At 68.4% G+C, this 21,122-nt stretch carries 17 protein-coding genes and 1 tRNA gene; 12 read left to right on the top strand and 6 right to left on the bottom strand.

All coding sequences use genetic code 11. The annotated features are described in order from the left end of the window. The first annotated feature begins 20 nt into the window (after positions 1-20). From LOKHON_RS08550 to pgi, 8 genes are all read left to right on the top strand, one after another. Complete coding sequence (locus LOKHON_RS08550) at positions 21-1,070, top strand: cobalt-precorrin-5B (C(1))-methyltransferase (RefSeq protein WP_017928774.1); 1,050 nt, start codon at positions 21-23, stop codon at positions 1,068-1,070. Beyond that, on the top strand, positions 1,067-1,798 hold the full coding sequence (locus LOKHON_RS08555; RefSeq protein ID WP_017928773.1) for a cobalt-precorrin-6A reductase: 732 nt from the start codon (positions 1,067-1,069) through the stop codon (positions 1,796-1,798). Before LOKHON_RS08550 ends, LOKHON_RS08555 begins: the two co-directional genes overlap by 4 nt. Beyond that, positions 1,780-2,424 (top strand): DNA-3-methyladenine glycosylase family protein, encoded by a 645-nt coding sequence (locus LOKHON_RS08560; RefSeq protein ID WP_017928772.1) that lies wholly within the window; start codon positions 1,780-1,782, stop codon positions 2,422-2,424. The genes LOKHON_RS08555 and LOKHON_RS08560 overlap by 19 nt, the downstream gene beginning before the upstream one ends. Next, positions 2,421-3,089 carry an alpha/beta hydrolase gene (locus LOKHON_RS08565; protein ID WP_017928771.1) on the top strand — a complete coding sequence of 223 codons (669 nt, stop codon included), beginning with the start codon at positions 2,421-2,423 and terminating at the stop codon, positions 3,087-3,089. Before LOKHON_RS08560 ends, LOKHON_RS08565 begins: the two co-directional genes overlap by 4 nt. 185 nt (positions 3,090-3,274) lie before the next feature. Further along, positions 3,275-3,859 carry an HNH endonuclease gene (locus LOKHON_RS08570; RefSeq protein WP_017928770.1) on the top strand — a complete coding sequence of 195 codons (585 nt, stop codon included), beginning with the start codon at positions 3,275-3,277 and terminating at the stop codon, positions 3,857-3,859. A 139-nt stretch (positions 3,860-3,998) separates the two neighbouring features. Beyond that, the gene (zwf, locus tag LOKHON_RS08575) at positions 3,999-5,450 is read left to right on the top strand and encodes a glucose-6-phosphate dehydrogenase (RefSeq protein WP_017928769.1); all 1,452 of its coding nucleotides are present in this window, start codon (positions 3,999-4,001) and stop codon (positions 5,448-5,450) included. Between the two features lie 53 nt (positions 5,451-5,503). Then, positions 5,504-6,175: a 6-phosphogluconolactonase gene (gene pgl, locus LOKHON_RS08580; protein ID WP_017928768.1), complete on the top strand. Its 672-nt coding sequence runs from the start codon at positions 5,504-5,506 to the stop codon at positions 6,173-6,175. 1 nt (position 6,176) lies between these two features. Next, positions 6,177-7,778 (top strand): glucose-6-phosphate isomerase, encoded by a 1,602-nt coding sequence (pgi, locus tag LOKHON_RS08585; protein ID WP_017928767.1) that lies wholly within the window; start codon positions 6,177-6,179, stop codon positions 7,776-7,778. Between the two features lie 149 nt (positions 7,779-7,927). On the opposite strand, the gene LOKHON_RS08590 is transcribed toward pgi, so the two are convergent. The 3 genes from LOKHON_RS08590 to LOKHON_RS08600 form a co-directional block, all read right to left on the bottom strand. Next, the gene (locus tag LOKHON_RS08590) at positions 7,928-8,275 is read right to left on the bottom strand and encodes a RidA family protein (RefSeq protein WP_017928766.1); all 348 of its coding nucleotides are present in this window, start codon (positions 8,273-8,275) and stop codon (positions 7,928-7,930) included. A gap of 36 nt (positions 8,276-8,311) precedes the next feature. After that, positions 8,312-8,385: transfer RNA gene (locus LOKHON_RS08595), tRNA-Gly, on the bottom strand. Between the two features lie 68 nt (positions 8,386-8,453). Further along, entirely contained in the window at positions 8,454-10,499 is a 2,046-nt protein-coding gene (locus LOKHON_RS08600) for an ASKHA domain-containing protein (RefSeq protein ID WP_017928765.1), read from the bottom strand. A gap of 181 nt (positions 10,500-10,680) precedes the next feature. Between LOKHON_RS08600 and guaB the strand changes: the two genes are divergently transcribed. The 3 genes from guaB (at position 10,681) to LOKHON_RS08615 (ending at position 15,992) form a co-directional block, all read left to right on the top strand. Continuing rightward, positions 10,681-12,129, top strand: a complete 1,449-nt coding sequence (gene guaB / locus LOKHON_RS08605) for an IMP dehydrogenase (protein ID WP_017928764.1) — start codon at positions 10,681-10,683, stop codon at positions 12,127-12,129. A 307-nt stretch (positions 12,130-12,436) separates the two neighbouring features. Further along, entirely contained in the window at positions 12,437-13,597 is a 1,161-nt protein-coding gene (locus LOKHON_RS08610; protein WP_017928763.1) for an RsmB/NOP family class I SAM-dependent RNA methyltransferase, read from the top strand. Between the two features lie 67 nt (positions 13,598-13,664). After that, a complete protein-coding gene (locus tag LOKHON_RS08615; RefSeq protein WP_017928762.1) occupies positions 13,665-15,992 on the top strand; it encodes an ATP-binding response regulator in 2,328 nt (775 codons plus the stop codon). A gap of 136 nt (positions 15,993-16,128) precedes the next feature. Here LOKHON_RS08615 and LOKHON_RS08620 read toward each other — a convergent pair whose 3' ends face one another. Genes LOKHON_RS08620 through LOKHON_RS08630 form a run of 3 tightly spaced genes read right to left on the bottom strand, consistent with a single transcriptional unit; the run spans position 16,129 to position 19,484 of the window. Continuing rightward, positions 16,129-17,115, bottom strand: a complete 987-nt coding sequence (locus LOKHON_RS08620; RefSeq protein WP_017928761.1) for a glucokinase — start codon at positions 17,113-17,115, stop codon at positions 16,129-16,131. A 16-nt stretch (positions 17,116-17,131) separates the two neighbouring features. After that, complete coding sequence (locus LOKHON_RS08625; protein WP_017928760.1) at positions 17,132-18,448, bottom strand: GH1 family beta-glucosidase; 1,317 nt, start codon at positions 18,446-18,448, stop codon at positions 17,132-17,134. 10 nt (positions 18,449-18,458) lie between these two features. After that, entirely contained in the window at positions 18,459-19,484 is a 1,026-nt protein-coding gene (locus tag LOKHON_RS08630) for a substrate-binding domain-containing protein (RefSeq protein WP_017928759.1), read from the bottom strand. A gap of 287 nt (positions 19,485-19,771) precedes the next feature. Between LOKHON_RS08630 and LOKHON_RS08635 the strand changes: the two genes are divergently transcribed. Then, positions 19,772-21,118, top strand: coding sequence for an ABC transporter substrate-binding protein (locus LOKHON_RS08635; RefSeq protein ID WP_017928758.1), 1,347 nt, complete (start codon positions 19,772-19,774; stop codon positions 21,116-21,118). Positions 21,119-21,122: the final 4 nt, after the last annotated feature.

Below are 21,122 nucleotides of genomic sequence, written 5' to 3' on the forward strand. Positions count from 1 at the left end.
CGCGCGCCTAATGTCCCGGCATGAGCAATTCCGCCCCTCTTCGCCGTGGCTGGACCACCGGCGCCTGCGCCGCCGCGGCGACGCGCGCGGCGCTGTTGCGGCTTTGGGGCGGTGACTGGCCTGATCAGGTTTCGATCGTCCTGCCGCGTGGCGAACGGCCGGTCTTCGATGTGGCGCATCGCGCCGAAGGCCCCGGCTGGGCCGAGGCCGGAATCGTCAAGGATGCGGGCGACGACCCGGACGTGACGCATGGCGCGCTGATCAAGGCGCGGGTGTGCGCGGGCACGGGCGGTGTGACATATCATGCGGGCGAGGGGGTCGGCACGGTGACCAAGCCCGGCCTGCCGATCGCGCCGGGCGAGCCGGCGATCAACCCGGTGCCGCGCGCGATGATGGAGGAAGTCGTGGCCGAGATCGCCGCCGATCTCGCCCGCGCGCCGGATGTCGACATCACGATTTCCGTGCCGGGCGGCGCGGCGCTGGCCGAAAGGACATGGAACCCGCGTCTCGGCATCACCGGGGGGCTGTCGATCCTCGGCACGACGGGAATCGTGCGGCCCTTTTCCTGCGCGGCCTGGATCGCGTCGATCCATCGCGGCGTCGACGTGGCGCGCGCCGCGGGGCTCGATCACGTGGCGGGCTGCACCGGGGCGACGTCGGAGCGCGTGGTGCAGGCGCTGCACGCGCTGCCCGATCACGCCATGCTCGACATGGGGGATTTCGCGGGCGGGCTGTTGAAATATCTTTCCAAGCATCCCGTGCCGCGCGTCACCATCGGCGGCGGCATCGGCAAGATCACCAAGCTCGCGCAGGGCGCGGTGGATCTGCATTCGGCGCGATCGCAGGTCGATTTCGCGGCGCTGGCCGATCTGGCGGGCGTGCCGGACATTGCCGGGGCCAACACGGCGCTGGAGGCCTCGCGCATGGTGTCCGATCTGGGACAACGCGTGGCCGAGGCGGCGCTGGCGCGGATCGCGGCGCGATACGGCATGGCGCGGGACGGCAGCCGGATCGGGTTCGACGTGGTGGTGATCGACCGCGGCGGTGCGATCCTCGGGCGCGCCTCGTGACGGTGCTGGTTCTTGCCGGCACGCGCGAAGGGCGCGAGATCGCCGCCGGGCTTTCGGCGCGGTCCATTCCGGTTCTGGCCTCGCTTGCCGGGCGCACCCGGCGTCCGCTGGCGCCGGGCGTGCCGGTTCGGACCGGGGGCTTTGGCGGCGCGCAGGGGTTTCGCGAAACCGTGGCGGTGGAGGGCATCACCGCCGTGATCGACGCCACCCATCCCTTTGCCGAGGAAATCACGGCGCGCACCGCGCGAATCTGCGCCGAGGACGGGCTGCCGCACCTGGTCCTGCGACGGCCCGGCTGGCAGCCGGGACCCGGCGATGACTGGACCCGCATTGCCCGCGAAGCCGATCTCGCGGCGCAGGTGCCGCGTGGCGCGACGGTGTTTCTGGCCACGGGGCCGCAGCGGATCGAGGCCTTTGCCGGGCTGGAGGGGCGCCGCGTGCTGTGCCGCCGGATCGATCCGGCGCCGGGGCCGTTTCCGTATGAAAACGGCGAATGGGTCGTCGCACGTCCGCCGTTTCCGGTTCAGGACGAGACCGCGCTGTTCGCTCTTCTGGGCGTCGATGTGCTGGCGGCCAAGGATTCGGGCGGCGAGGAGGGGCGCGCCAAGCTCGACGCGGCGCGGGCGCTGGGGGTGAAGGTCGTGCTGCTCGACCGCCCACCGTTGCCGGACGGGGTGCGTGTCGTGGATACGGTGGAGGACGCATTGGAATGGGCGATGAATTCGTGAGCGAACGCATCATCACGCATGAGGACCAAGTGGCCGAAGGCGCCGCGTGGCTGGCCGAGAACACGGATCATTTCGCCCGGCTGCTCGAAATCACCGGTCCGCTGCCGTTGCGCCGCACGCCAGACGGGTTCGGCCAGCTCTGCTCGGCCATCGTCAGCCAGCAGGTTTCGACCGCCTCGGCGCGCGCGATCCGGGGGCGGCTGGAGACGGCGGGGCTGATGCGCCCCGACACCATCGCGCAGGCCGATGACGACAGCTTGCGCGCCTGTGGGCTAAGCCGTCAGAAAATGCGCTACCTGCGCGCGCTGGCTGCGTCGGGCATCGATTTCGAGGCGCTGCGCACGGCACCGACGCCCGATGTCGTCGCCACGCTCACCGCCGTCACCGGCATCGGCGTATGGACCGCCGAGATCTACGCGATGTTCGCGCTGGGCCGCGCGGATGTCTTCGCGCCCGGGGATCTCGCGCTGCAGGAGGGGGCGCGCCACCTCTTGGGTCTTGAAGACCGCCCCAAGGAGCGGGCCCTGCGCGAGATCGCGCTGCAATGGTCGCCTTGGCGCGCGGTTGCGGCGCGGGGCCTGTGGGAATACTACCACCACGTGAAGGGCAGGGAAGGAATCCTATGACGCGCGCATTGCAATCGGGCCGGGTGGAGCCGCTGAGCGGCGAGATGCGCTCTGCCGTGGTATTCCTGCATGGCTACGGCGCCAATGGCGCGGATCTTCTGGGCCTCGCCGAGCCCCTGGCCGAGCACATGCCCGACACGCTGTTTCTCGCTCCGGATGCGCCGGAGGCCTGCATCGGCGCGCCGATGGGCTTCCAGTGGTTTCCGATTCCGTGGATCGACGGGTCGAGCGAGGAAGAAAGCCGGCAAGGCCTGCAGCGCGCCGCCGAGGATCTCAACGCCTTTCTCGACGGGGTGATGGTCGACGAGGACCTGCTGCCCGAGCAGGTCATGGTGGTGGGCTTTTCCCAAGGCACCATGATGGCGCTGCACGTGTTGCCGCGCCGCGAGGATGCGATCGCCGGGCTGGTGGCGTTTTCGGGCCGCCTGCTCGAGCCCGAGCTTCTGGCCGACGAGGTGCAGAACCGGCTGCCGATCCTGCTGGTGCATGGCGACATGGACGAGGTGGTGCCGCCGCAATCGCTGCCCGCCGCCGCGCAGGCGCTGCAGGAGGCGGGCTGGACCGACCTTTATGCCCATGTGATGAAGGGCACCGCGCATGGCATCGCGCCCGACGGGCTCGAAGTTGCGCTGGCCTTCATGCGCGAAAGGCTCGGCGTCGCCTGATCGCCCGCGGGTCCGGAAAATCGGTGTCATCCGCCTGTTACGCGATCGCGGCATGGTGATCCCGGCGGTGACACGACCTTGGGACTTGCCAGCTTGTTGCCTCCATATATAGTCGATGTACGGCAGGAGCGGGGCTCCCGCTCTGGTCGTCCGGCAAGGGCTGCGAGAGCGAGGACGGACTCACGATGCAAGGCGATTTCAGGACCGAGTTCGTACGCGACCCGGTGGCGCTCCGGCAGCATCCGGCATTGGTGCTCAACGCGGATTACCGTCCGCTCTCCTATTATCCGCTTTCCTTGTGGCCTTGGCAGGAGGCGGTGAAGGCGGTGTTTCTCGACCGGGTCGATATCGTCGCCGAATACGAGGCCGAGGTGCATTCGCCTTCCACGGTGATCCGAATACCCTCGGTGGTGGTGCTCAGAGATTATGTTCGTCCCCAAAAGCGCGTGGCCTTCACGCGCTTTAATCTTTTTCTGAGGGACGGGTTCTGCTGCCAGTATTGCGGCGCGAAGGGCGACCTGACCTTCGATCACGTGATTCCGCGCGCCCGTGGCGGCGTGACCAGCTGGGAAAACGTCGTTGCCGCCTGCGCGCGATGCAATCTGCGCAAGGGCTCCAAGAGCCTGCGCCAGTCGGGGATGAGCCTGCACCGTGCCCCGCGCCGCCCCGGCGCCGAAGAGCTGCGCGACACCGGGCGGCGCTTTCCGCCCAACCATCTCCATGCCAGCTGGGTCGATTTTCTGTACTGGGATGCCGAGCTCGAGGCCTGATCGCGCCTGGGTTGCGGGTGGCGCGGATCGGGTTGCGGCTTGTCCACCGATGCCTAGACTGCGCGCGAACATGCCGCTAGGAAAGCGGCGTTAGCGCTAACTGCACGGTCGGATGCCGGCCGCCCAGACGGAGACAGCCATGGTATCGCGCGTCATCCCGGTCGAAACCTTCGACCTTGTCATCTTCGGCGGCACCGGCGACCTCGCCCGGCGCAAGATCCTGCCCGGCCTGTTCCGGCGGTTCCGGGCGGGCCAGATGCCGCCCGGTTCGCGCATCATCGGCGCCGCGCGCTCCGAGATGGACGATGACGGCTATCGGCAGATGATCCGCGAGGCGATCGCTGAGTTCGGCGGCGAGGAAAAGAAGGATTCCGACGGCATCGAATCCTTTGTCGCCCAGCTGCGCTACGTGGCGATCGACGCCACCGGCGAAGGCGGCTGGGCGCAGCTGTCAAAGCTGATGCGTGGTGATGTGGTGCGGGCCTTCTACTTTTCGGTCGCGCCTTCCCTGTTCGGTGCTCTGGCCGAGCGGCTGCACGCGCATGGCATCGCCGATTCCGAAAGCCGGATCGTGGTCGAGAAACCCTTTGGCCGCGACCTCGCCACCGCCCGCGCGCTGAACGCGACGCTGGCGGAGCATTTCGACGAACAGCAGATCTACCGGATCGACCACTATCTCGGGAAGGAGACGGTGCAGAACCTGATGGCGGTGCGCTTTGGCAACGTGCTGTTCGAGCCGCTGTGGAACTCGCATTACATCGACCACATCCAGATCACCGTGGCCGAAACGGTCGGTGTCACCGGGCGCGGCGCCTATTACGACAAGTCGGGCGCGATGCGGGACATGGTGCAGAACCACCTGATGCAGCTTTTGTGCCTGATCGCGATGGAACCGCCCTCGACCTATGACGCCGACACGGTGCGCGACGAAAAGCTCAAGGTGATCCGGGCGCTGCAACCGGTGGAGCCGCATCACATCGTGCGCGGCCAATACGATGCTTCGGCGCAGGGCCCGTCCTATCGCGAGGACGCCGAAAACCCGCGCAGCTTCACCGAGAGCTTTCTCGCGATGAAGTGCCACATCGCCAACTGGCGCTGGGCCACCGTGCCGTTCTACCTGCGCACCGGCAAGCGGCTGAAGGCGCGCTCCTCCGAGATCGCCGTGGTGTTCAAGGATCTCGGCCACACGATTTTCGAGGGCGACACCGCGCGGCACCGCAACATCCTGTCGATCCGGCTTCAGCCGAACGAGGGAATGGACCTGCAGGTGACCATCAAGGAGCCGGGACCGGGGGGCATGCGGCTTGTCGACGTGCCGCTCGACATGTCCTTTGCCGAGGCGCTGGGCCCGGATCAGGAGGCGCCCGACGCCTATGAACGGCTGATCATGGACGTGATCCGCGGCAACCAGACGCTGTTCATGCGCGGCGACGAGGTCGAGGCGGCCTGGGCCTGGACCGACCCGATCATCGAGGGCTGGGAGGCGCGCAACGACGTGCCCAAGCTCTATGACGCGGGGTCGGCGGGGCCGGAGGATGCGATGATGCTGCTGCACCGCGAAGGGCGCCGCTGGCGCGACATCAAGGGCTGAACCCGCCCCGAGACCGACATGTGACCGACGCGAAACCGAAAGGAGCCGACGGTATGGAATTCGTCGAATACGCCGATTCCGAAATGATGATGATCGACCTCGCCGATCGGCTGGCGAGCGAGCTGCGCGCCGCCATCTCCGCCGATGGCCGGGCCAGTCTCGCGGTGCCCGGCGGCACCACGCCGGGGCCGGTTTTCGACACGCTCTCGGCGATCAAGCTCGATTGGGACAAGGTCCACGTGATGCTCACCGACGAGCGCTGGGTGCCCGAAAGCTCGGATCGCTCGAATACCGGTCTTCTCAAGCGGCGGCTGTTCACCGGGACTGCCGCGGCGGCGCATTACGTGCCGCTCTACGCCGAGGCCGAGCGTCCCGAGGAAAAGCTCGACGCGCTTCAGGCAGATCTCGCGCCGCATCTGCCGCTGTCGGTGGTGCTTCTGGGGATGGGCGCCGACATGCACACCGCCTCGATCTTTCCCGGCGCCGACCGGCTCGACGCGGCGCTTCACGGAGACGAGACGCTGGTGGCGATGCGGGCGCCGGGCGCGCCCGAGCCGCGCATCACCCTGTCGGCCAAGGTACTTTGCGATGCGATGCGCCGGCATATCGTCATCATCGGCGCCGAAAAGCGCGCCGCATTGGAAAAAGCGCAGGGTCTGAGCCCCGAGGAGGCGCCGGTGGCGGCTGTTCTCAAGGGCGCCACCGTGCATTGGGCGGAGAGCTGAGATGTGGAATGACCTGAAAACCAAGGCGGCGGCCGTCGCCGACCGCCGGATCGAGACGCTGTTCGACGATCCCGACCGGGCGCGCGGCTTTTCGGTCAGCGCGCTGGGCATGCTGTTCGACTATGCCAAGACCAATATCGACGCAGACACCCGCGCGGCGTTGGTCGCGCTTCTGGAAGAGACCGACCTCGCCGCGCGCCGCGATGCGATGTTCTCGGGCGCCGCGATCAACGAGACCGAAGGCCGCGCCGTGCTGCACACGGCGTTGCGCAACCTCGACGGCGATGCCGTGACGGTCGACGGACAGGATGTGATGCCCGGCGTGCGCGACACGCTGGCGCGGATGGAGGATTTCGCGCGCGCGGTGCGCTGCGGCGACTTTCAGGGGCAGGGCGGCGCGATCACCGATGTCATCAACATCGGCATCGGCGGCTCGGATCTCGGCCCCGCCATGGCCGCCAAGGCGCTGGCACCCTATCACGACGGCCCGCGCTGCCATTTCGTCTCCAATGTCGACCCCGCCGACATCGCCGACACGCTGGCGGCCTGCGATCCGGCGACGACGCTGGTGATCGTCGCCTCCAAGACCTTCACCACCATCGAGACGATGACCAATGCCCGCACCGCCAAGGCGTGGATGGGGCAGGCGGTGTCGGACACAGGGGCGCAGTTCGCGGCCCTGTCGACCGCCGCCGACAAGACGGCCGCCTTCGGCATCGCGCCGAGCCGGGTGTTCGGCTTCGAGGACTGGGTCGGCGGGCGCTACTCGATGTGGGGGCCGATCGGGCTGTCGTTGATGATCGCCATCGGGCCCGAGGCGTTCCGCGCCTTCCTCCGTGGCGGTCAGGCGATGGACACGCATTTCCGCGCCGCGCCATGGGCGCAGAACATGCCGGCGATGCTGGCGCTCGTGGGGCTGTGGCACAACCAGGTGCAGGGCCACGCGACCCGCGCCGTGCTGCCCTATGACAACCGGCTGGCAAGGCTGCCCGCCTACCTCCAGCAGCTGGAGATGGAGAGCAACGGCAAGCGCGTGTCGATGGATGGCGAGGAGCTGTCCTTTCACAGCGGGCCCGTGGTCTGGGGCGAGCCGGGCACCAATGGCCAGCACGCCTTCTACCAGCTGATCCATCAGGGCACGCGGGTGGTGCCCTGCGAATTCCTGATCGCCGCCGAGGGCCACGAGGAAGGGCTGGAGCACCAGCACCGCCTGTTGATCGCCAATTGCCTCGCCCAGTCCGAAGCGTTGATGAAGGGCCGCGATCTCGACGAGGCGCGCGAGAAGGTCGCGGGCAAGTTCGAGGGCGACGAGCTGGAGCGCCAGGCGAAACACCGGGTGTTCCCCGGCAATCGCCCCTCGACCACGCTGGCTTATCCCAGGCTCGACCCCGAAACGCTGGGCAAGATCATCGCGCTCTACGAGCACCGCGTCTTCGTGGAGGGCTGCGTGCTCGGCATCAACTCCTACGATCAATGGGGCGTGGAGCTGGGCAAGGAGCTGGCCACCGCGCTGCAGCCTGTGGTGGACGGCGAGCAGAGCGCCGATGACAAGGACGGCTCGACCGCGCAACTCGTGGGCTACCTGCGGGCCAACGGCGCCTGATCGCGTCTGAAAAAGGGCGGCCCGCCGGGCGCGCCGCCCTCCCTTTCACCATTCCCTAAATACGCAAATTCCCTAGAGGCCACATGGCGTGCCCTCGGGCTGGCCGCGCGAATGCGTATTTGGAGAATGGTGAAAGGGGATTACGCCGCTCAGACGGCGGCGGTGACGATGATCTCGACGAGATAGTCGGGCGATGCGAGCTTCGATTCGCCGGTGTAGCGCGCGGGCGCGTGACCCTCGGGCACCCATGCGTCCCAGACTTCGTTCATCGCAGCGAAATCCGACATGTCGGCCAGCCAGATCTGGGCGGTCAGCAGCCGGGTCTTGTCGGTGCCGGCCAGCGCCAGAAGCCGGTCGATCTCGGCCAGCGTTTCGCGGGTCTGCGCGCCCGCGTCACCTGCGGGGCCCTCGATCTGGCCGGCCAGATAGGCGATGCCGTTATGGACGACGACCTGGCTCATGCGGGCGGTCGTCTCGTGGCGGATGATGTCTGTCATGGAAGGCTCCCTGTGGTTGTGACCGGCGGGAGTGGTTGGAGCGGGTAACGGGAATCGAACCCGTAACTGAAGCTTGGGAAGCTTTCGTGATACCTTTTCACCATACCCGCGCGCTCTGGCCCCGAGGTATCCGCGCGGCCCGCTCTCGTCAAGCGGGTTTCGCGCGCGGTTGCGCGGGCTAGTCGCGCGCCCGCCTGCGCCGCCGTCCACCGCCTTCGCCACCGCCTGCCATGTTGAAGCTCGGCTCGGGGAGGGGCTGCGCGGCGCGCAGGCCGGCGAAGGCGGCAGTGGCGTGGGGGATGGCGTTCGCGGCGACGAAATGCTCCTGAAACCTTGGCTCGATCGCGGTTTCGACCTTGGTGATCTCGCGCACCAGCGCCTCGGCCTCGCGCCGTGCGGCGATGGAGCACAGCGCGATCCGCGCGCCGGTCCCGGCGGCGTTGCCCGCGCTCGTCACCTTGTCGACCGCCACGTCGGGGATCATGCCAAGCACGAGGGCGTGCTTGGGGCTGATATGCGCGCCGAAGGCGCCTGCCAGCACCACCCGGTCCACCGCTTCGACCTCGCGCTCGTCCATCAAGAGCCGCGCACCGGCATAGAGCGCCGATTTGGCAAGCTGGATCGCGCGGATGTCGCCTTGGGTCACGGTGATGCGCGGCCCGCCCGCCTGCGATCCGTCATGGATCATGTAGGCATGGGTGCGGCCTTCGGCGATCATTCGGTCGGTGCCGGTCTGCTCGGCCGAGCCGATCAGCCCCTTGGCGTCCACCAGCCCGGCGATGCGCATCTCGGCCACCGCCTCGATGATGCCCGAGCCGCAGATGCCGGTCACGCCGCCCGGGCCGACCGCGTCCCAGAATCCCGCCTCGTCGGACCACAGATCGCAGCCGATGACGCGAAAACGCGGCGCCTTGGTGGCGGGATCGATGCGGATCGCCTCGATCGCGCCGGGGGCGGCGCGCTGGCCCGAGGAAATCTGCGCTCCCTCGAAGGCCGGGCCGGTCGGCGAGGAGCAGGCCAGCACCCGCGCCCGGTCGCCCAGAAGGATCTCGGCATTGGTGCCGACATCGACGATCAGCACCAGATCGTCGGACTGGTCGGGCCGCTCCGACAGCGCCACGGCGGCGGCGTCGGCGCCGACATGCCCGGCGATGCAGGGCAGCACGTAGCTCTGCGCGCCGGGGTTCAATGCCGTCAGACCGAGGTCGCGGGCGGGCAGGGCGACGGCGTCGGAGGTGGCCAGAGCGAAGGGCGCCTGTCCGAGCTCCACCGGGTCGATGCCCAGGAGCAGGTGGTGCATCACCGGGTTGCACACGAAGACCGTCTCGACGATGTCGCGCGCGTCGATCCCGGCCTCGGCGGCCAGCTCGCGCGCCAGATCGTCGATCGCCACGCGCACCGCCGCCGTCATCTCGGCGGCGCCGCCTTCGTTCATCATCGAGTAGCTGACCCGGCTCATCAGGTCTTCGCCAAAGCGGATCTGCGGGTTCATGACGCCTGCCGACGCCTCGACATGGCCGTCCTCGAGCGAGGTGAGATGCGCCGCGATGGTGGTCGAGCCGAGATCGATGGCCAGGCCCCAGAGCGGCTCGGCGCGAAAGCCGGGCCAGAGGTCGATGATGCTCTGCACCCCGTCCTCGGCCTCGTGGTGCAGCGCCACCGTCACCTCCCAGTTGCCCTTGCGCAGCGCCTGCTGCAGCTTGGCCAGAACGGGGGGCGCGGCGTCGATCTTCTCGATCCGCCACTGGCCGCGCAGCGCCTCGGCGAGCCGCTCCAGATCGCCCTTGGGCTCGTGCATGTCGGGCTCGGGCACGGTCACGAAATACTTGCGGGTGGCCGGGTCCATGACGATGGGTCGCGCATCGGCGTTCTTGCGCACCACCTGCCGATGCACCTGGCTCTCGGGTGGCACGTCGAGCACCACGTCGGAACAGATCTGCGCCTGGCAGCCCAGGCGGCGGCCCGGCTTCAGGCCGCGAACGCGGTCATAGCGCGCCTCGACGGCGTTGATCTCGCTCAGCGCATCCTCGGCCACGGTCACGCCATGCTTGGAGAACTGACCCTTGCCGGGGCTGACCTGGCACTTGGAGCAGATGCCGCGCCCGCCGCAGACGCTGTCGAGATCGACCCCGAGCCTGCGGGCGGCCGTCAACACGGTGGTGCCCGCCGGCACGCGGCCGCGCTTGCCCGAGGGGGTGAAGATCACGAGGGGGTCCTGGGTCATGTCGAACCTTTCGGGGCGGCGGGCGTCATTGCGCGGACCATAGGCGATTGCGCGACGAGGAAAAGGGCCGCGCGGCGACAGGTGATCACGCCGAAGCGACGCGGCGCTTTCTCCCTTTCCCCTTCGGCAGATCGGTGCGATAGGGACGTGCCAAACGAAGCATCCCAAAGGAGTGGTCCCGATGGAGATTCGCGAGGCACTGACCTTCGACGACGTTCTGCTGGTTCCCGCAGCCTCCAGCGTCCTGCCGTCCACGGCCGATACCCGCACCCAGGTAACGCGCGACATCGCCATGAACATCCCGCTCCTGTCGAGCGCGATGGACACGGTGACCGAGGCGCGCATGGCGATCTGCATGGCGCAGGCGGGCGGCATCGGCGTGGTCCACCGCAATCTTACCGTGGCCGAACAGGCCGAGCAGATCCGGCAGGTGAAACGCTTCGTGTCGGGCATCGTCTACAACCCGATCACGCTGACCCCGGACCAGACGCTCGCCGACGCGCGCAAGCTGATGGAGCAGTATTCGGTCACCGGCTTCCCGGTGGTGGGGGCGGATGGCCGCGTGGTCGGCATCGTCACCAACCGCGACATGCGCTTCGCCGCCGATGACGCGACCCCGGTGAAGGCGATGATGACCGCCGACGATCTCGCCATGCTGCGCGAGCCCGCCGATCTCGACGAGGCACGCAGCCTGATGAAGGCGCGCCGGATCGAGAAGCTGCTGGTCACCGACGAGGAAGGCCGCCTGACCGGTCTTTTGACGCTCAAGGACAGCGAGCAGGCGGTGCTGAACCCCTCGGCCTGCAAGGACCGGCTTGGGCGGTTGCGCGCCGCCGCCGCCTCCACCGTGGGCGATGCGGGCTTCGAACGCTCCATGGCGCTGGTCGAGGCGGGCGTTGATATCGTCGTCATCGATACCGCGCATGGCCATTCCGAAGGCGTGGCCGAGGCGGTGCGCCGTCTCAAGCGCGAGGCGGGCGACGTGCAGGTCATGGCCGGCAACGTGGCGACGGGCGAGGCGACGCGCGCGCTGATCGACGCGGGCGCGGATGCGGTCAAGGTCGGCATCGGGCCGGGTTCGATCTGCACCACGCGAATGGTGGCGGGCGTCGGCGTGCCGCAGCTCACTGCGGTGATGGACTGCGCCGCCGCGGCGGGCGACGTGCCGGTGATCGCCGATGGCGGCATCAAGTTCTCGGGCGATTTCGCCAAGGCGATCGCGGCGGGCGCGAACTGCGCCATGGTCGGCTCGATGATCGCGGGCACCGATGAAAGCCCCGGCGAGGTGATCCTGTACCAGGGGCGGACCTTCAAATCCTATCGCGGCATGGGGTCCTTGGGCGCGATGGCGCGCGGCTCGGCCGATCGCTATTTCCAGAAGGACGCGGCCTCCGACAAGCTGGTCCCCGAGGGGATCGAGGGGCAGGTGCCCTACAAGGGGTCGGCCAACGCGGTGCTGCACCAGCTCGTGGGCGGTCTGCGCGCGGCGATGGGCTATACCGGCCACCCGACCGTGGCGGCGATGCGCGGCAATTGCAACTTCGTGAAGATCACCGGGGCCGGGCTCAAGGAAAGCCACGTGCACGACGTGCAGATCACCCGCGAAAGCCCGAACTACCGGATCGGCTGATCCGCTGCGGGCCACAGCCGGGGGTCATGCACGCCGGCCTCCGGGATCTGCCATGGATGATCCGGTAGGATTGTCGTGAACCCCGGCGCAACGCGGCTGCGGCGTTGTTGGCCGAGGCGATGAAGGCGCCGTCTTGTGACAGGGCGCGCCGGTCTCGTCGATCGTTTGCCGTCGAGACCGGCCTTCAACCAACGCGCCGTGAGGTGTAGGCCGGTGCCCGAACCGGGCCTGCGGGCCCGGGCCGGTGCAGCGGAGCGAACATGATGAACGATCGAAACAGCCGCCCAAGCATGATGGAACCGGTCCGATGACACCGGCGGCGCGCGTGGCCGCCGCGATCGGCGTGCTTGATGATTGCCTGTCGGGCACCCCTGTCGAGAAAGCCTTGCTGCGCTGGTCGCGCGGCAGCCGTTTCGCGGGGTCCAAGGACCGGGCGGCGGTGCGCGACCACGTCTTTGATGGCTGGCGCCGCCGTCGTTCCGCGGCCCATGATGGCGGCCGGGACACCGGACGCGGCATCCTGATCGGCCTTCTGCGCCAGCAAGGCGTCGATCTCGACACGCTGTTCACCGGGCAGGGCCATGCCCCCGCACCGCTCGACCCGGACGAAAAGGCGGGCCGCGGCGATACGCCGACGGCGGCCACGCGGGTCGATCTTCCCGACTGGCTCTGGGACAGGTTTCAGGCCGATCTCGGGCCCGAAGCCGAGACGGCGGCATTGGCGCTGCGGGACCGGGCGCCGGTGTTTTTGCGGGTCAACCCGCGCCGGGGCAGCGGGGCGGCGGCGCTGCGCGCATTGGCCGAAGACGGCATCGAGGCGGTCGCGCATCCGCTGGTCGAGGGGGCGTTGCGCGTGGTGCGCGGGGCGCGTGCGGTGTCGCGCGGGCGAGCCTATGCCGAGGGGCTGGTCGAATTGCAGGACGCCGCGTCGCAGGCGGCGATGGCGCGGCTGCCCTTGCGCGACGGGCAGAGCCTGCTCGATTTTTGCGCGGGCGGGGGTGGCAAGGCCCTGGCACTCGCCGCACGGGCGCGCCTCGATGTGACGGCGCATGACATCAGCGCCGCGCGCATGCGCGACATCCCGCCGCGCGCCGACCGCGCGGGCGTGCGGATCTCCGTGGCACCGCATCTCGACGATCAGCGCGCCGATCTGGTGCTGTTGGATGCGCCCTGTTCGGGCAGCGGCACATGGCGGCGCGACCCGGATGGCAAATGGCGGCTCACCCCAGACCGGCTGGCAGAGCTGGCGCGGCTGCAGGCCGAGCTGATCGACCGGGCGGCGCGGCATGTCGCGCCCGGCGGCAGCCTTGCCTATGCCACATGCTCGGTGCTGGCCGAGGAAAACGCAGCGCAGGTCGCGGCCTTTCTGGCGCGCGCGCCGGGCTGGGCGCTGCGCGACAAAATGCAGTGGCTGCCCGGGGCGGACGGGGACGGGTTCTTTCTGGCACGCTTCGACAGGAGCGGCTGAAAGAGTGTTTACCTGACGTTATCCCTTCTGGTCTTCTGTGGAGGCGCGAGCATCCGGGGAGGCGAAGGTGGTCGAGTTCGATCTGCCGATTACGGCGACCGATGATGGCGGCGCGAGTCCGGGCGCGGCCCAGCTGACGGCGATACTCGGCGCAGCTACGGGGGCGCTCGCCGCGGCGGGCTTGATGCCGGATGGTTACGCGGCGCTGGCGCTGCTGCTCGTGGGATCGACGCTTGGTTGCGTGGCGGTGATGTTCGGCCTGCGACGGCTGCGCCGGGCCCGGCACCGCCGCGAGATGATCCGCCTGTGCGGGCTGGTTCTCAGGCGCGACCCGGTGCCCGGTTTCCTCGGGGATGCGGACGGCGCCATCATCGATTGCAATCCCGCCGCGTCGCAGCGGTTCGGCGCCCGGTGCGGCAACCTGTCGACGGCGCTGTCGCAACACTTCGCGACCCCCGCGACGGCGCTGACCCGGCTGCGCCAGCGGGCGATGCAGGAAGGCTCGGCACAGGACATGGTCGCGACGCGGCGCGGGCATCTGCGGATCACGGTCAGCGGGCTTGGCGCGGGGACGTTCCTGTGGCGAATCGAGGACCTGTCTGAACGGCCCGGCACCGGCCGCGCCGCCGATGCGTTGGGGCTGCCGATGCTGACCGCCGGCCCCTCGGGCACGGTGCTCTACATGAACGAGGCGTGCCGGGCGCTGACCGGCGGACGGGCACGCCAGCTGGCGACCATCTTCAAGGATTTGCCGCTCAGGCCCGGGCAGGTGCAGCTGGTGCAGGGCGATGCCGGCCCGGTCGAGGCGCTGGTGGCCGAGATTGCGGCCTCCGGCGGGCGCCGGGAGATCTACCTGCTGCCGCCCGAGGGACTGCCCCGCGCCGCCGCCGCCGAAAGTTGGCGCGAAATCGAGACGCTGCCGGTGCCGCTGCTGCGGCTCGATCGCCGCGGTGCCATTCTCGGCGCGAACCGGGCGGCGCGGGGGGCACTGCCCGGTGCGATCGAGGCAGGCGCGCGCCTGTCGGACCTGCTGGAGGGGCTGGGCCGCCCGGTTTCGGACTGGCTCGCCGAGGCGGCCGAGGGGCGGGCGGTGCCGGGGCCGCAATTTCTCAAGCGGCGCGGCACCGGGCAGGACACGGTGCTGCAGGTCACGCTGGGCGAGCTGGATCAGGATGGCGGGCTGGTGGCCGTGCTCAATGACGCGACCGAGCACAAATCGCTCGAAGCGCAGTTTGTGCAGGCCCAGAAGATGCAGGCCATCGGCCAGCTGGCGGGTGGTGTCGCGCATGACTTCAACAACCTGCTCACCGCGATCTCGGGGCATTGCGACCTGCTGCTGCTGCGCCATGACAAGGATGACCAGGATTACAGCGACCTGATCCAGATCCATCAGAACGCCAACCGCGCCGCCAGCCTCGTCGGCCAGCTCCTCGCCTATTCTCGCAAGCAGAACCTCATGCTGGAGCAGCTCGACCTGCGCGACACCCTGTCCGACCTCACGCATCTGCTCAACCGGCTGGTGGGTGAAAAGGTGACGCTGACGCTCAACCACGACACCGATCTGCGACGGGTCCGGTCGGATCGCCGGCAGCTTGAACAGGTGTTGATGAACCTCGTCGTCAATGCCCGCGATGCCATGCCCGACGGCGGCGAAATCGTGGTCGAGACCGATAATTTCATGCTCGATGTGCCGATGCAGCGGGACCGGGCCATCGTGCCCGCCGGGCCATGGGTGCGCATCCGGGTGCAGGATCACGGCTGCGGCATTCCGGAAGAGAAGCGGATCAAGATCTTCGAGCCGTTCTACACCACCAAGCGCCCCGGCGAGGGAACCGGGCTTGGCCTGTCGACCGCTTACGGCATCATCAAGCAGAGCGGCGGCTATATCTTCGTCGACAGCGAGCCGGGGCAGGGCACCTGCTTCACGCTGCTGCTGCCGAGCCGAAGCGGCATCGTCGAGCCATTGCGCCCGATGCAGGCGCCGACGCCGGAGGGGCAGCAGGCCCAGGAGGCGCTGCCTCGCAGGGCCGAGGGGGTCGTGCTGCTGGTGGAGGACGAGGCCCCGGTCCGGGCCTTTGCCGCCCGCGCGCTGCGGCTGCGGGGGCTGACGGTGCTGGAGGCCGAAGACGCCGAAACGGCGTTGTCGCTCCTTGCGGATCCTGATCTGCAGGTGGATATCTTCGTCACCGACGTGATCATGCCCGGCAAGGACGGGCCGACATGGGTGCGCGAGGCGCTGGTGGCGCGCCCGGATACGCAGGTGGTTTTCGTCTCGGGCTATGCCGAAGACACCTTTGCCGAACAACAGGCCCAGATCCCGAATTCGGTGTTCCTGCCAAAGCCGTTTTCGCTCACCGACCTGGCCGCGGCGGTGCAGACCCGGATCGCCTGCTAGCCACCCCGCAGTCGCGACAGCAGGGCAAGACCGACAGGCCGCGCGGCAGCGGCCTGCCTGCTCGCCGCGGCGCGCAGACAGGCCGTGACCGGGCAGGCAGGGGTGCCGCGGCGATATCCATGCGCGGCACCGGCGGTCAGCTGGCCGTGCCGGGAAGCAGCAGCCCGTTGAGATGCGCGGCGCAACCGATCAGCGCGGCATAGTCGTCCTCGATCACCGCCACGCCGAAATTGCCCATGAAGCCCGCGAAGCGGCCCTTGTCGCGGAACGCGTCGGCGAAGCCGAACTCGCGCAGATATGGCGCGATGGCGCGCGACACGCCGCCCACCAGATAGACACCGCCGAAAGGCAGCTGGATCAGCGCGAGGTTGCCCGCCGTGGTGCCCAGGAACCGCGAAAAGACCTGTGCCGCCTCGACGGCGCGCGGGTCGCTGTGCTCGATGCAGCCTTGCATGATCGTGGCGGCGGTCTTTTCGACCGGGTCTCCGGCCTCGGCGCCAAGCCAGGCATAGACCCGCTCCAGCCCGCGGCCCGACAGCACGTCCTCCACCGCCGGAAAACCGTGCGCGGTCGACACGAACTGCGCCAGCCGCAGGTCCGCCTCGCTGTTGACCGGCAGGTTGACGTGGCCGGATTCCGATGGCGTGACGTAGCGCCCATCCTCGGTGTCGAACACCGGCGTCGCGTTGAAGCCGGTGCCGACCCCGATCACCAGCTTGGCCGCATGGGCGGATGCTTCGGGGAAGGGGATGATTTCGCGGACATTGTCGGGCGCGACATGGCCCAACGCGTGGCCCTGTGCCTGCAGGTCGTTGAGAATGGCGACCGTTTCGGCCCCGGTGGCGCGGGTCAGGGTGGTCTTGTCGATGGTCCAGTCGAGATTGGTCATCGTCGCGCGCCCGTCGCGCACCGGTCCCGCCACCGCGACGCAGGCGCCGATACAATCCACGCCGCCTTCATCGGCGATAAAGCGCCTGAGCACCGATTCCAGCCCGGCATAGTCGGCGTTGGAATAGCGGCGGATCGTCTTCTCTTGGATCTCGAGCCCGTGCGCCAGCGCCACGCGGGTGTTGGTGCCGCCGATATCGGCGACGAGCGAAAAGGTGTTGTCGGGATGCGGCATGGCGGTTCCTCGGGGATCAGCGGGACAGGGCGGCGGCAAGGGCGTGATACGACGCCTTCGGGGTCCGCTCCAGGGTTTCGAAATCGACATGGACGAGCCCGAAGCGTTTTTCGTAGCCGAACGCCCATTCGTAGTTGTCGAGCAGCGACCAGTAGAAGAAGCCGCGCAGATCGACACCATCGGCGACGGCGCGCCGCGCGGCGTCGATATGCGCGGCCATGAAGCGCTGCCGCTCGCTGTCTTGCACGGCACCGGCCTCGAGGCTGTCATCCCAGGCCATGCCGTTCTCGGTGACGTAGACCGGCAGGTTCAGCGCATCGCGCGCCCGCAGCAGGAAATGATGCAGCCCCTCGGGATAGATTTCCCAGCCCATCTGCGTCTTGGGCAGGGGGCCTTCGACCGGCGCGAGCGCGGGCCACGGGGCGTCCGGTGCCGACCGGATCAGCGAGCGGGTATAGTAATTCACCCCGAGCCAGTCGATCGGCTGCGAGATCAGGGCCATGTCGTCCTGCCAGCCCTCGGGCATGTGCGGCGCAAGCCCCGAAAGCGCGCCTTCGGGATAGCGGCCATGGGCGATCGCCTCGAGGAACCAGCGATTGTAGATCTGGTCCTGCAGATCGGTGGCGGCGCGATCGGCCTCGCTGTCGCTGGCGGGCAGGGCGCGTTCGAAGTTGAGCACGATGCCCAGCGCGTCGCGGCCCATGCCCCGCAGCCGCTCGACGGCGAGGCCATGGGCCAGAAGGATGTGATGCATGGCGCGGGCGGCCGCGCGGATGTCGCGCAACCCCGGCGCGTGATGCCCGAGAAAATGCGACAGCCAGGCCACGCACCACGGTTCGTTGATGGTCGCGGTCGAAGCGACGCGGTCGCCGATCCGGGCGCTGATCGTCTCGGAGAAATCGGCGAAGGCAAGGGCCGTGTCGCGGTTGGTCCAGCCGCCGCGATCCGCGAGAGCGGAAGGCAGATCCCAGTGATACAGCGTCTGGAACGGCTTCAGCCCGCGCTCCAGCGTCGCGTCGACGAGCCGGTCATAGAAGTCGAGCCCCTCGGGGTTCACGCTCCGGCCATCGGGCATGACCCGCGCCCATGATGTCGAAAAGCGATAGGCGTCGAATCCCCCGGCCTTCAGCAGGTCGAGATCCTCTTCGAAGCGGTGGTAGTGATCGCAGGCGGTGGCGCCGTCCTCGGCGCGCACGACGTTGCCGGGCCCCTTGGCGAAGCTGTCCCAATGGGTCGGCCCGGCCCTGCCGAAACGATGGCCTTCGATCTGGTAGGCGGCGGTCGCGGCCCCGAACACGAAACCTTCGGGAAAATCGTCGCGGGTGAAATCCATTGTCATCGCCTCATCTGGGGGCCGGGCCGGTGGAGCGGCCGATGATCAGATCGGCCTCGAGAAGTTCCTGCACATGCGGGGCCTCGGGGTTGTCGATGCGGTCTATGACCATCCGGGCGAGCCGCTGTCCAGCCTCGCGCACCGAAGACCGCGTGGCGGTGAAGGCCGGGACCGGCCCGTCATCGCGCAGATAGGAGAGCTGGTCGTCATGGGTGACGGCCGAGACGTCGCGCCCGAGCACCAGCCCCGCCTCTTCGACCGCGCGTCGCACGCCCAGCATGCAGATCACCGAAGAGACGAGAATGGCGGTCGGCGGATCGGGCAGGGCGAGCATGTCGCGCGCGGCGCGCCAGCCATAGCTTTCGGTCATCTCGTCCTGCCGCATCAGCTCGGGGTCGGGTGAAATCCCATGCGCGCGCAGCGCCTCCTCGTAGCCCTGCCGCCGCCGATGTGCGAAATCCATCTTCTCCAGCCCGTTGACGAGCCCGATCCGGCGGTGGCCGAGATCGACGAGAAAGTTGGTCGCGCGCGCAAAGGCCCGGCGGTTGTTCACGTCGAGCCAGCTGTAGGGGCGCGTCGTGCCGGTGGCGCGGCCATGCACGGCATAGGGCAGGCCGATCTCGTCGAGCAGCGCGATGCGCGGGTCGTTCATCCGCGGCGCGCTGACGATCAGCCCGTCGACCAGGCCGCGCCGCTTCATCGAGTGATAGGCCTTTTCCTCCTCGGTGATGTCGACCAGCGAGATCAGCATTTCGTACCCCGCCGCCGAATAGGTTTCGCCCGCCCCGGCGATGAAGTCGGCGAAGATCGGGTTGACCATGGCATGGCTGCTGATCTTGGGCACCACGTGGCCGATGACCCGGCTGCGCCCGGTCGCCAGCGCCTGGGCGCGGGTGTTGGGGCGATAGTCATGCGCCCGCGCCGCCGCCTGCACCCGCGCGCGGGTCGCCTCGCTGACATCGGCATAGCCGTTCAGCGCGCGGCTCACCGTGGTCTGGCTCAGGCCGAGAAGGCTGGAGAGCTGCTTGAGGTTCATCTTCGGGGTTTTCCAAAGCGCTTTTGTAACGTCGATACCCTACGCCGCCAAATCGCGTGCGTCAAAGTGCGGTTTCGCGCGGCGCCCCGTGCCGGGATCGCGGGCGATCATGCGAAATCCGCCGGGTCATATCGTCGGAATCGCGGGCGCCCACCATTGACAGCTGCGCATGGCTCAGACAGGTTACACTTGTCCAAAGCGCTTTGGCATGCGCGTCGTGCCCTCGCGTGTGACGATACATGACGCGGTCCCGGAGAGGGCCGCTTGTTACGGGAGGGTAACGTATCATGAAGACCATCTTTCTGGCGGGCGTGGCGGGGATCGCGCTGGCATCCGCGGCCGCAGCGCAGGACCTGAAGTTCCCGATCGGCGAGGGCGATTTCAACTGGGACAGCTACAACCAGTTCGCCGAAAGCCACGATCTGTCGGGCCAGACCCTGACCGTGTTCGGCCCTTGGCTCAGCGTCGACCAGGAATTGTTCGAGTCGATGCTCGCCTATTTCGAGGAAGCGACCGGCGCCGACGTGCAATACACCGGCTCGGATGGCTTCGAGACGCAGATCCGCATCGACACCGAGGCGGGCTCGGCGCCCAACATCGCCGTGTTCCCGCAGCCGGGTCTCGCGCGCGATCTCGCGTCGCTCGGCTATCTGGAGCCGATGCCCGAGGGCAGCGGTGACTGGCTCGCCGAGAATTACGCCGCCGGGCAGTCCTGGGTCGATCTCGCGACCTTCGAGGGGCCCGAGGGCGAAGAGGATCTCTACGGCTTCTTCTACAAGGCCGACGTGAAGAGCCTCGTCTGGTACGCGCCCGAGAACTTCGAGGATGCGGGCTACGAGGTGCCGCAGACGATGGAGGAGCTGAAGGCGCTCACCGAGCAGATGGTCGAGGATGGCGAGACGCCGTGGTGCATCGGTCTCGGCTCCGGCGGCGCGACCGGCTGGCCCGCGACCGACTGGGTCGAGGATCTGATGCTGCGCACCCAATCGCCCGAGACCTACGACCAGTGGGTGTCCAACGAGATTCCCTTCGACGATCCGGCCGTGGTCGGCGCGATCGAGGAATTCGGCTGGTTCCTGGGTGACGATTACGTCGCCGGTGGCAAGGCCGCCGTGGCCTCGACCGATTTCCGCGACAGCCCCAAGGGTCTCTTCGACAGCCCGCCGCAGTGCTACCTGCACCGCCAGGCGTCGTTCATCCCGTCCTTCTTCCCCGAAGGCATCGAGGTGGGCGCGGATGCCGACTTCTTCTACTTCCCGGCCTACGAGGAAAAGGATCTCGGCAAGCCGGTGCTGGGCGGTGGCACGATGTTCGGCATCACCGAGGCCTCCGAGGCGGCGAGCGTCTTCATCGAGTGGCTGCAGACCCCGATCGCCCACGAGGTGTGGATGGCGCAGCGCGGCTTCCTGACGCCGCTGACCACGGTCAACACCGAGGTGTTCGGCGACCCGACGCTCAAGAAGATGAACGACATCCTGCTTGAAGCCACCACCTTCCGCTTCGACGGGTCCGACCTGATGCCCGGCGGCGTCGGCGCGGGGTCGTTCTGGACCGGCATGGTCGATTATGCCGGCGGCGAGTCGGCCGAGAGCGTGGCCTCCGAGATTCAGGATTCTTGGGACGCGCTGAAATAAGCGT

Source organism: Limimaricola hongkongensis DSM 17492 (assembly GCF_000600975.2).
GTDB lineage: Bacteria > Pseudomonadota > Alphaproteobacteria > Rhodobacterales > Rhodobacteraceae > Limimaricola > Limimaricola hongkongensis.

What these genes read in the sequence shown, in the direction of transcription:
- LOKHON_RS08550 (WP_017928774.1), top strand. Translation starts at nt 21, where the DNA reads ATGAGCAATTCCGCCCCTCTTCGCCGTGGCTGGACCACCGGCGCCTGC.
- LOKHON_RS08560 (WP_017928772.1), top strand. Translation starts at nt 1,780, where the DNA reads ATGGGCGATGAATTCGTGAGCGAACGCATCATCACGCATGAGGACCAA.
- LOKHON_RS08565 (WP_017928771.1), top strand. Translation starts at nt 2,421, where the DNA reads ATGACGCGCGCATTGCAATCGGGCCGGGTGGAGCCGCTGAGCGGCGAG.
- LOKHON_RS08570 (WP_017928770.1), top strand. Translation starts at nt 3,275, where the DNA reads ATGCAAGGCGATTTCAGGACCGAGTTCGTACGCGACCCGGTGGCGCTC.
- zwf (WP_017928769.1), top strand. Translation starts at nt 3,999, where the DNA reads ATGGTATCGCGCGTCATCCCGGTCGAAACCTTCGACCTTGTCATCTTC.
- pgl (WP_017928768.1), top strand. Translation starts at nt 5,504, where the DNA reads ATGGAATTCGTCGAATACGCCGATTCCGAAATGATGATGATCGACCTC.
- pgi (WP_017928767.1), top strand. Translation starts at nt 6,177, where the DNA reads ATGTGGAATGACCTGAAAACCAAGGCGGCGGCCGTCGCCGACCGCCGG.
- LOKHON_RS08590 (WP_017928766.1), bottom strand. Translation starts at nt 8,275, where the DNA reads ATGACAGACATCATCCGCCACGAGACGACCGCCCGCATGAGCCAGGTC.
- LOKHON_RS08600 (WP_017928765.1), bottom strand. Translation starts at nt 10,499, where the DNA reads ATGACCCAGGACCCCCTCGTGATCTTCACCCCCTCGGGCAAGCGCGGC.
- guaB (WP_017928764.1), top strand. Translation starts at nt 10,681, where the DNA reads ATGGAGATTCGCGAGGCACTGACCTTCGACGACGTTCTGCTGGTTCCC.
- LOKHON_RS08610 (WP_017928763.1), top strand. Translation starts at nt 12,437, where the DNA reads ATGACACCGGCGGCGCGCGTGGCCGCCGCGATCGGCGTGCTTGATGAT.
- LOKHON_RS08620 (WP_017928761.1), bottom strand. Translation starts at nt 17,115, where the DNA reads ATGCCGCATCCCGACAACACCTTTTCGCTCGTCGCCGATATCGGCGGC.
- LOKHON_RS08625 (WP_017928760.1), bottom strand. Translation starts at nt 18,448, where the DNA reads ATGGATTTCACCCGCGACGATTTTCCCGAAGGTTTCGTGTTCGGGGCC.
- LOKHON_RS08630 (WP_017928759.1), bottom strand. Translation starts at nt 19,484, where the DNA reads ATGAACCTCAAGCAGCTCTCCAGCCTTCTCGGCCTGAGCCAGACCACG.
- LOKHON_RS08635 (WP_017928758.1), top strand. Translation starts at nt 19,772, where the DNA reads ATGAAGACCATCTTTCTGGCGGGCGTGGCGGGGATCGCGCTGGCATCC.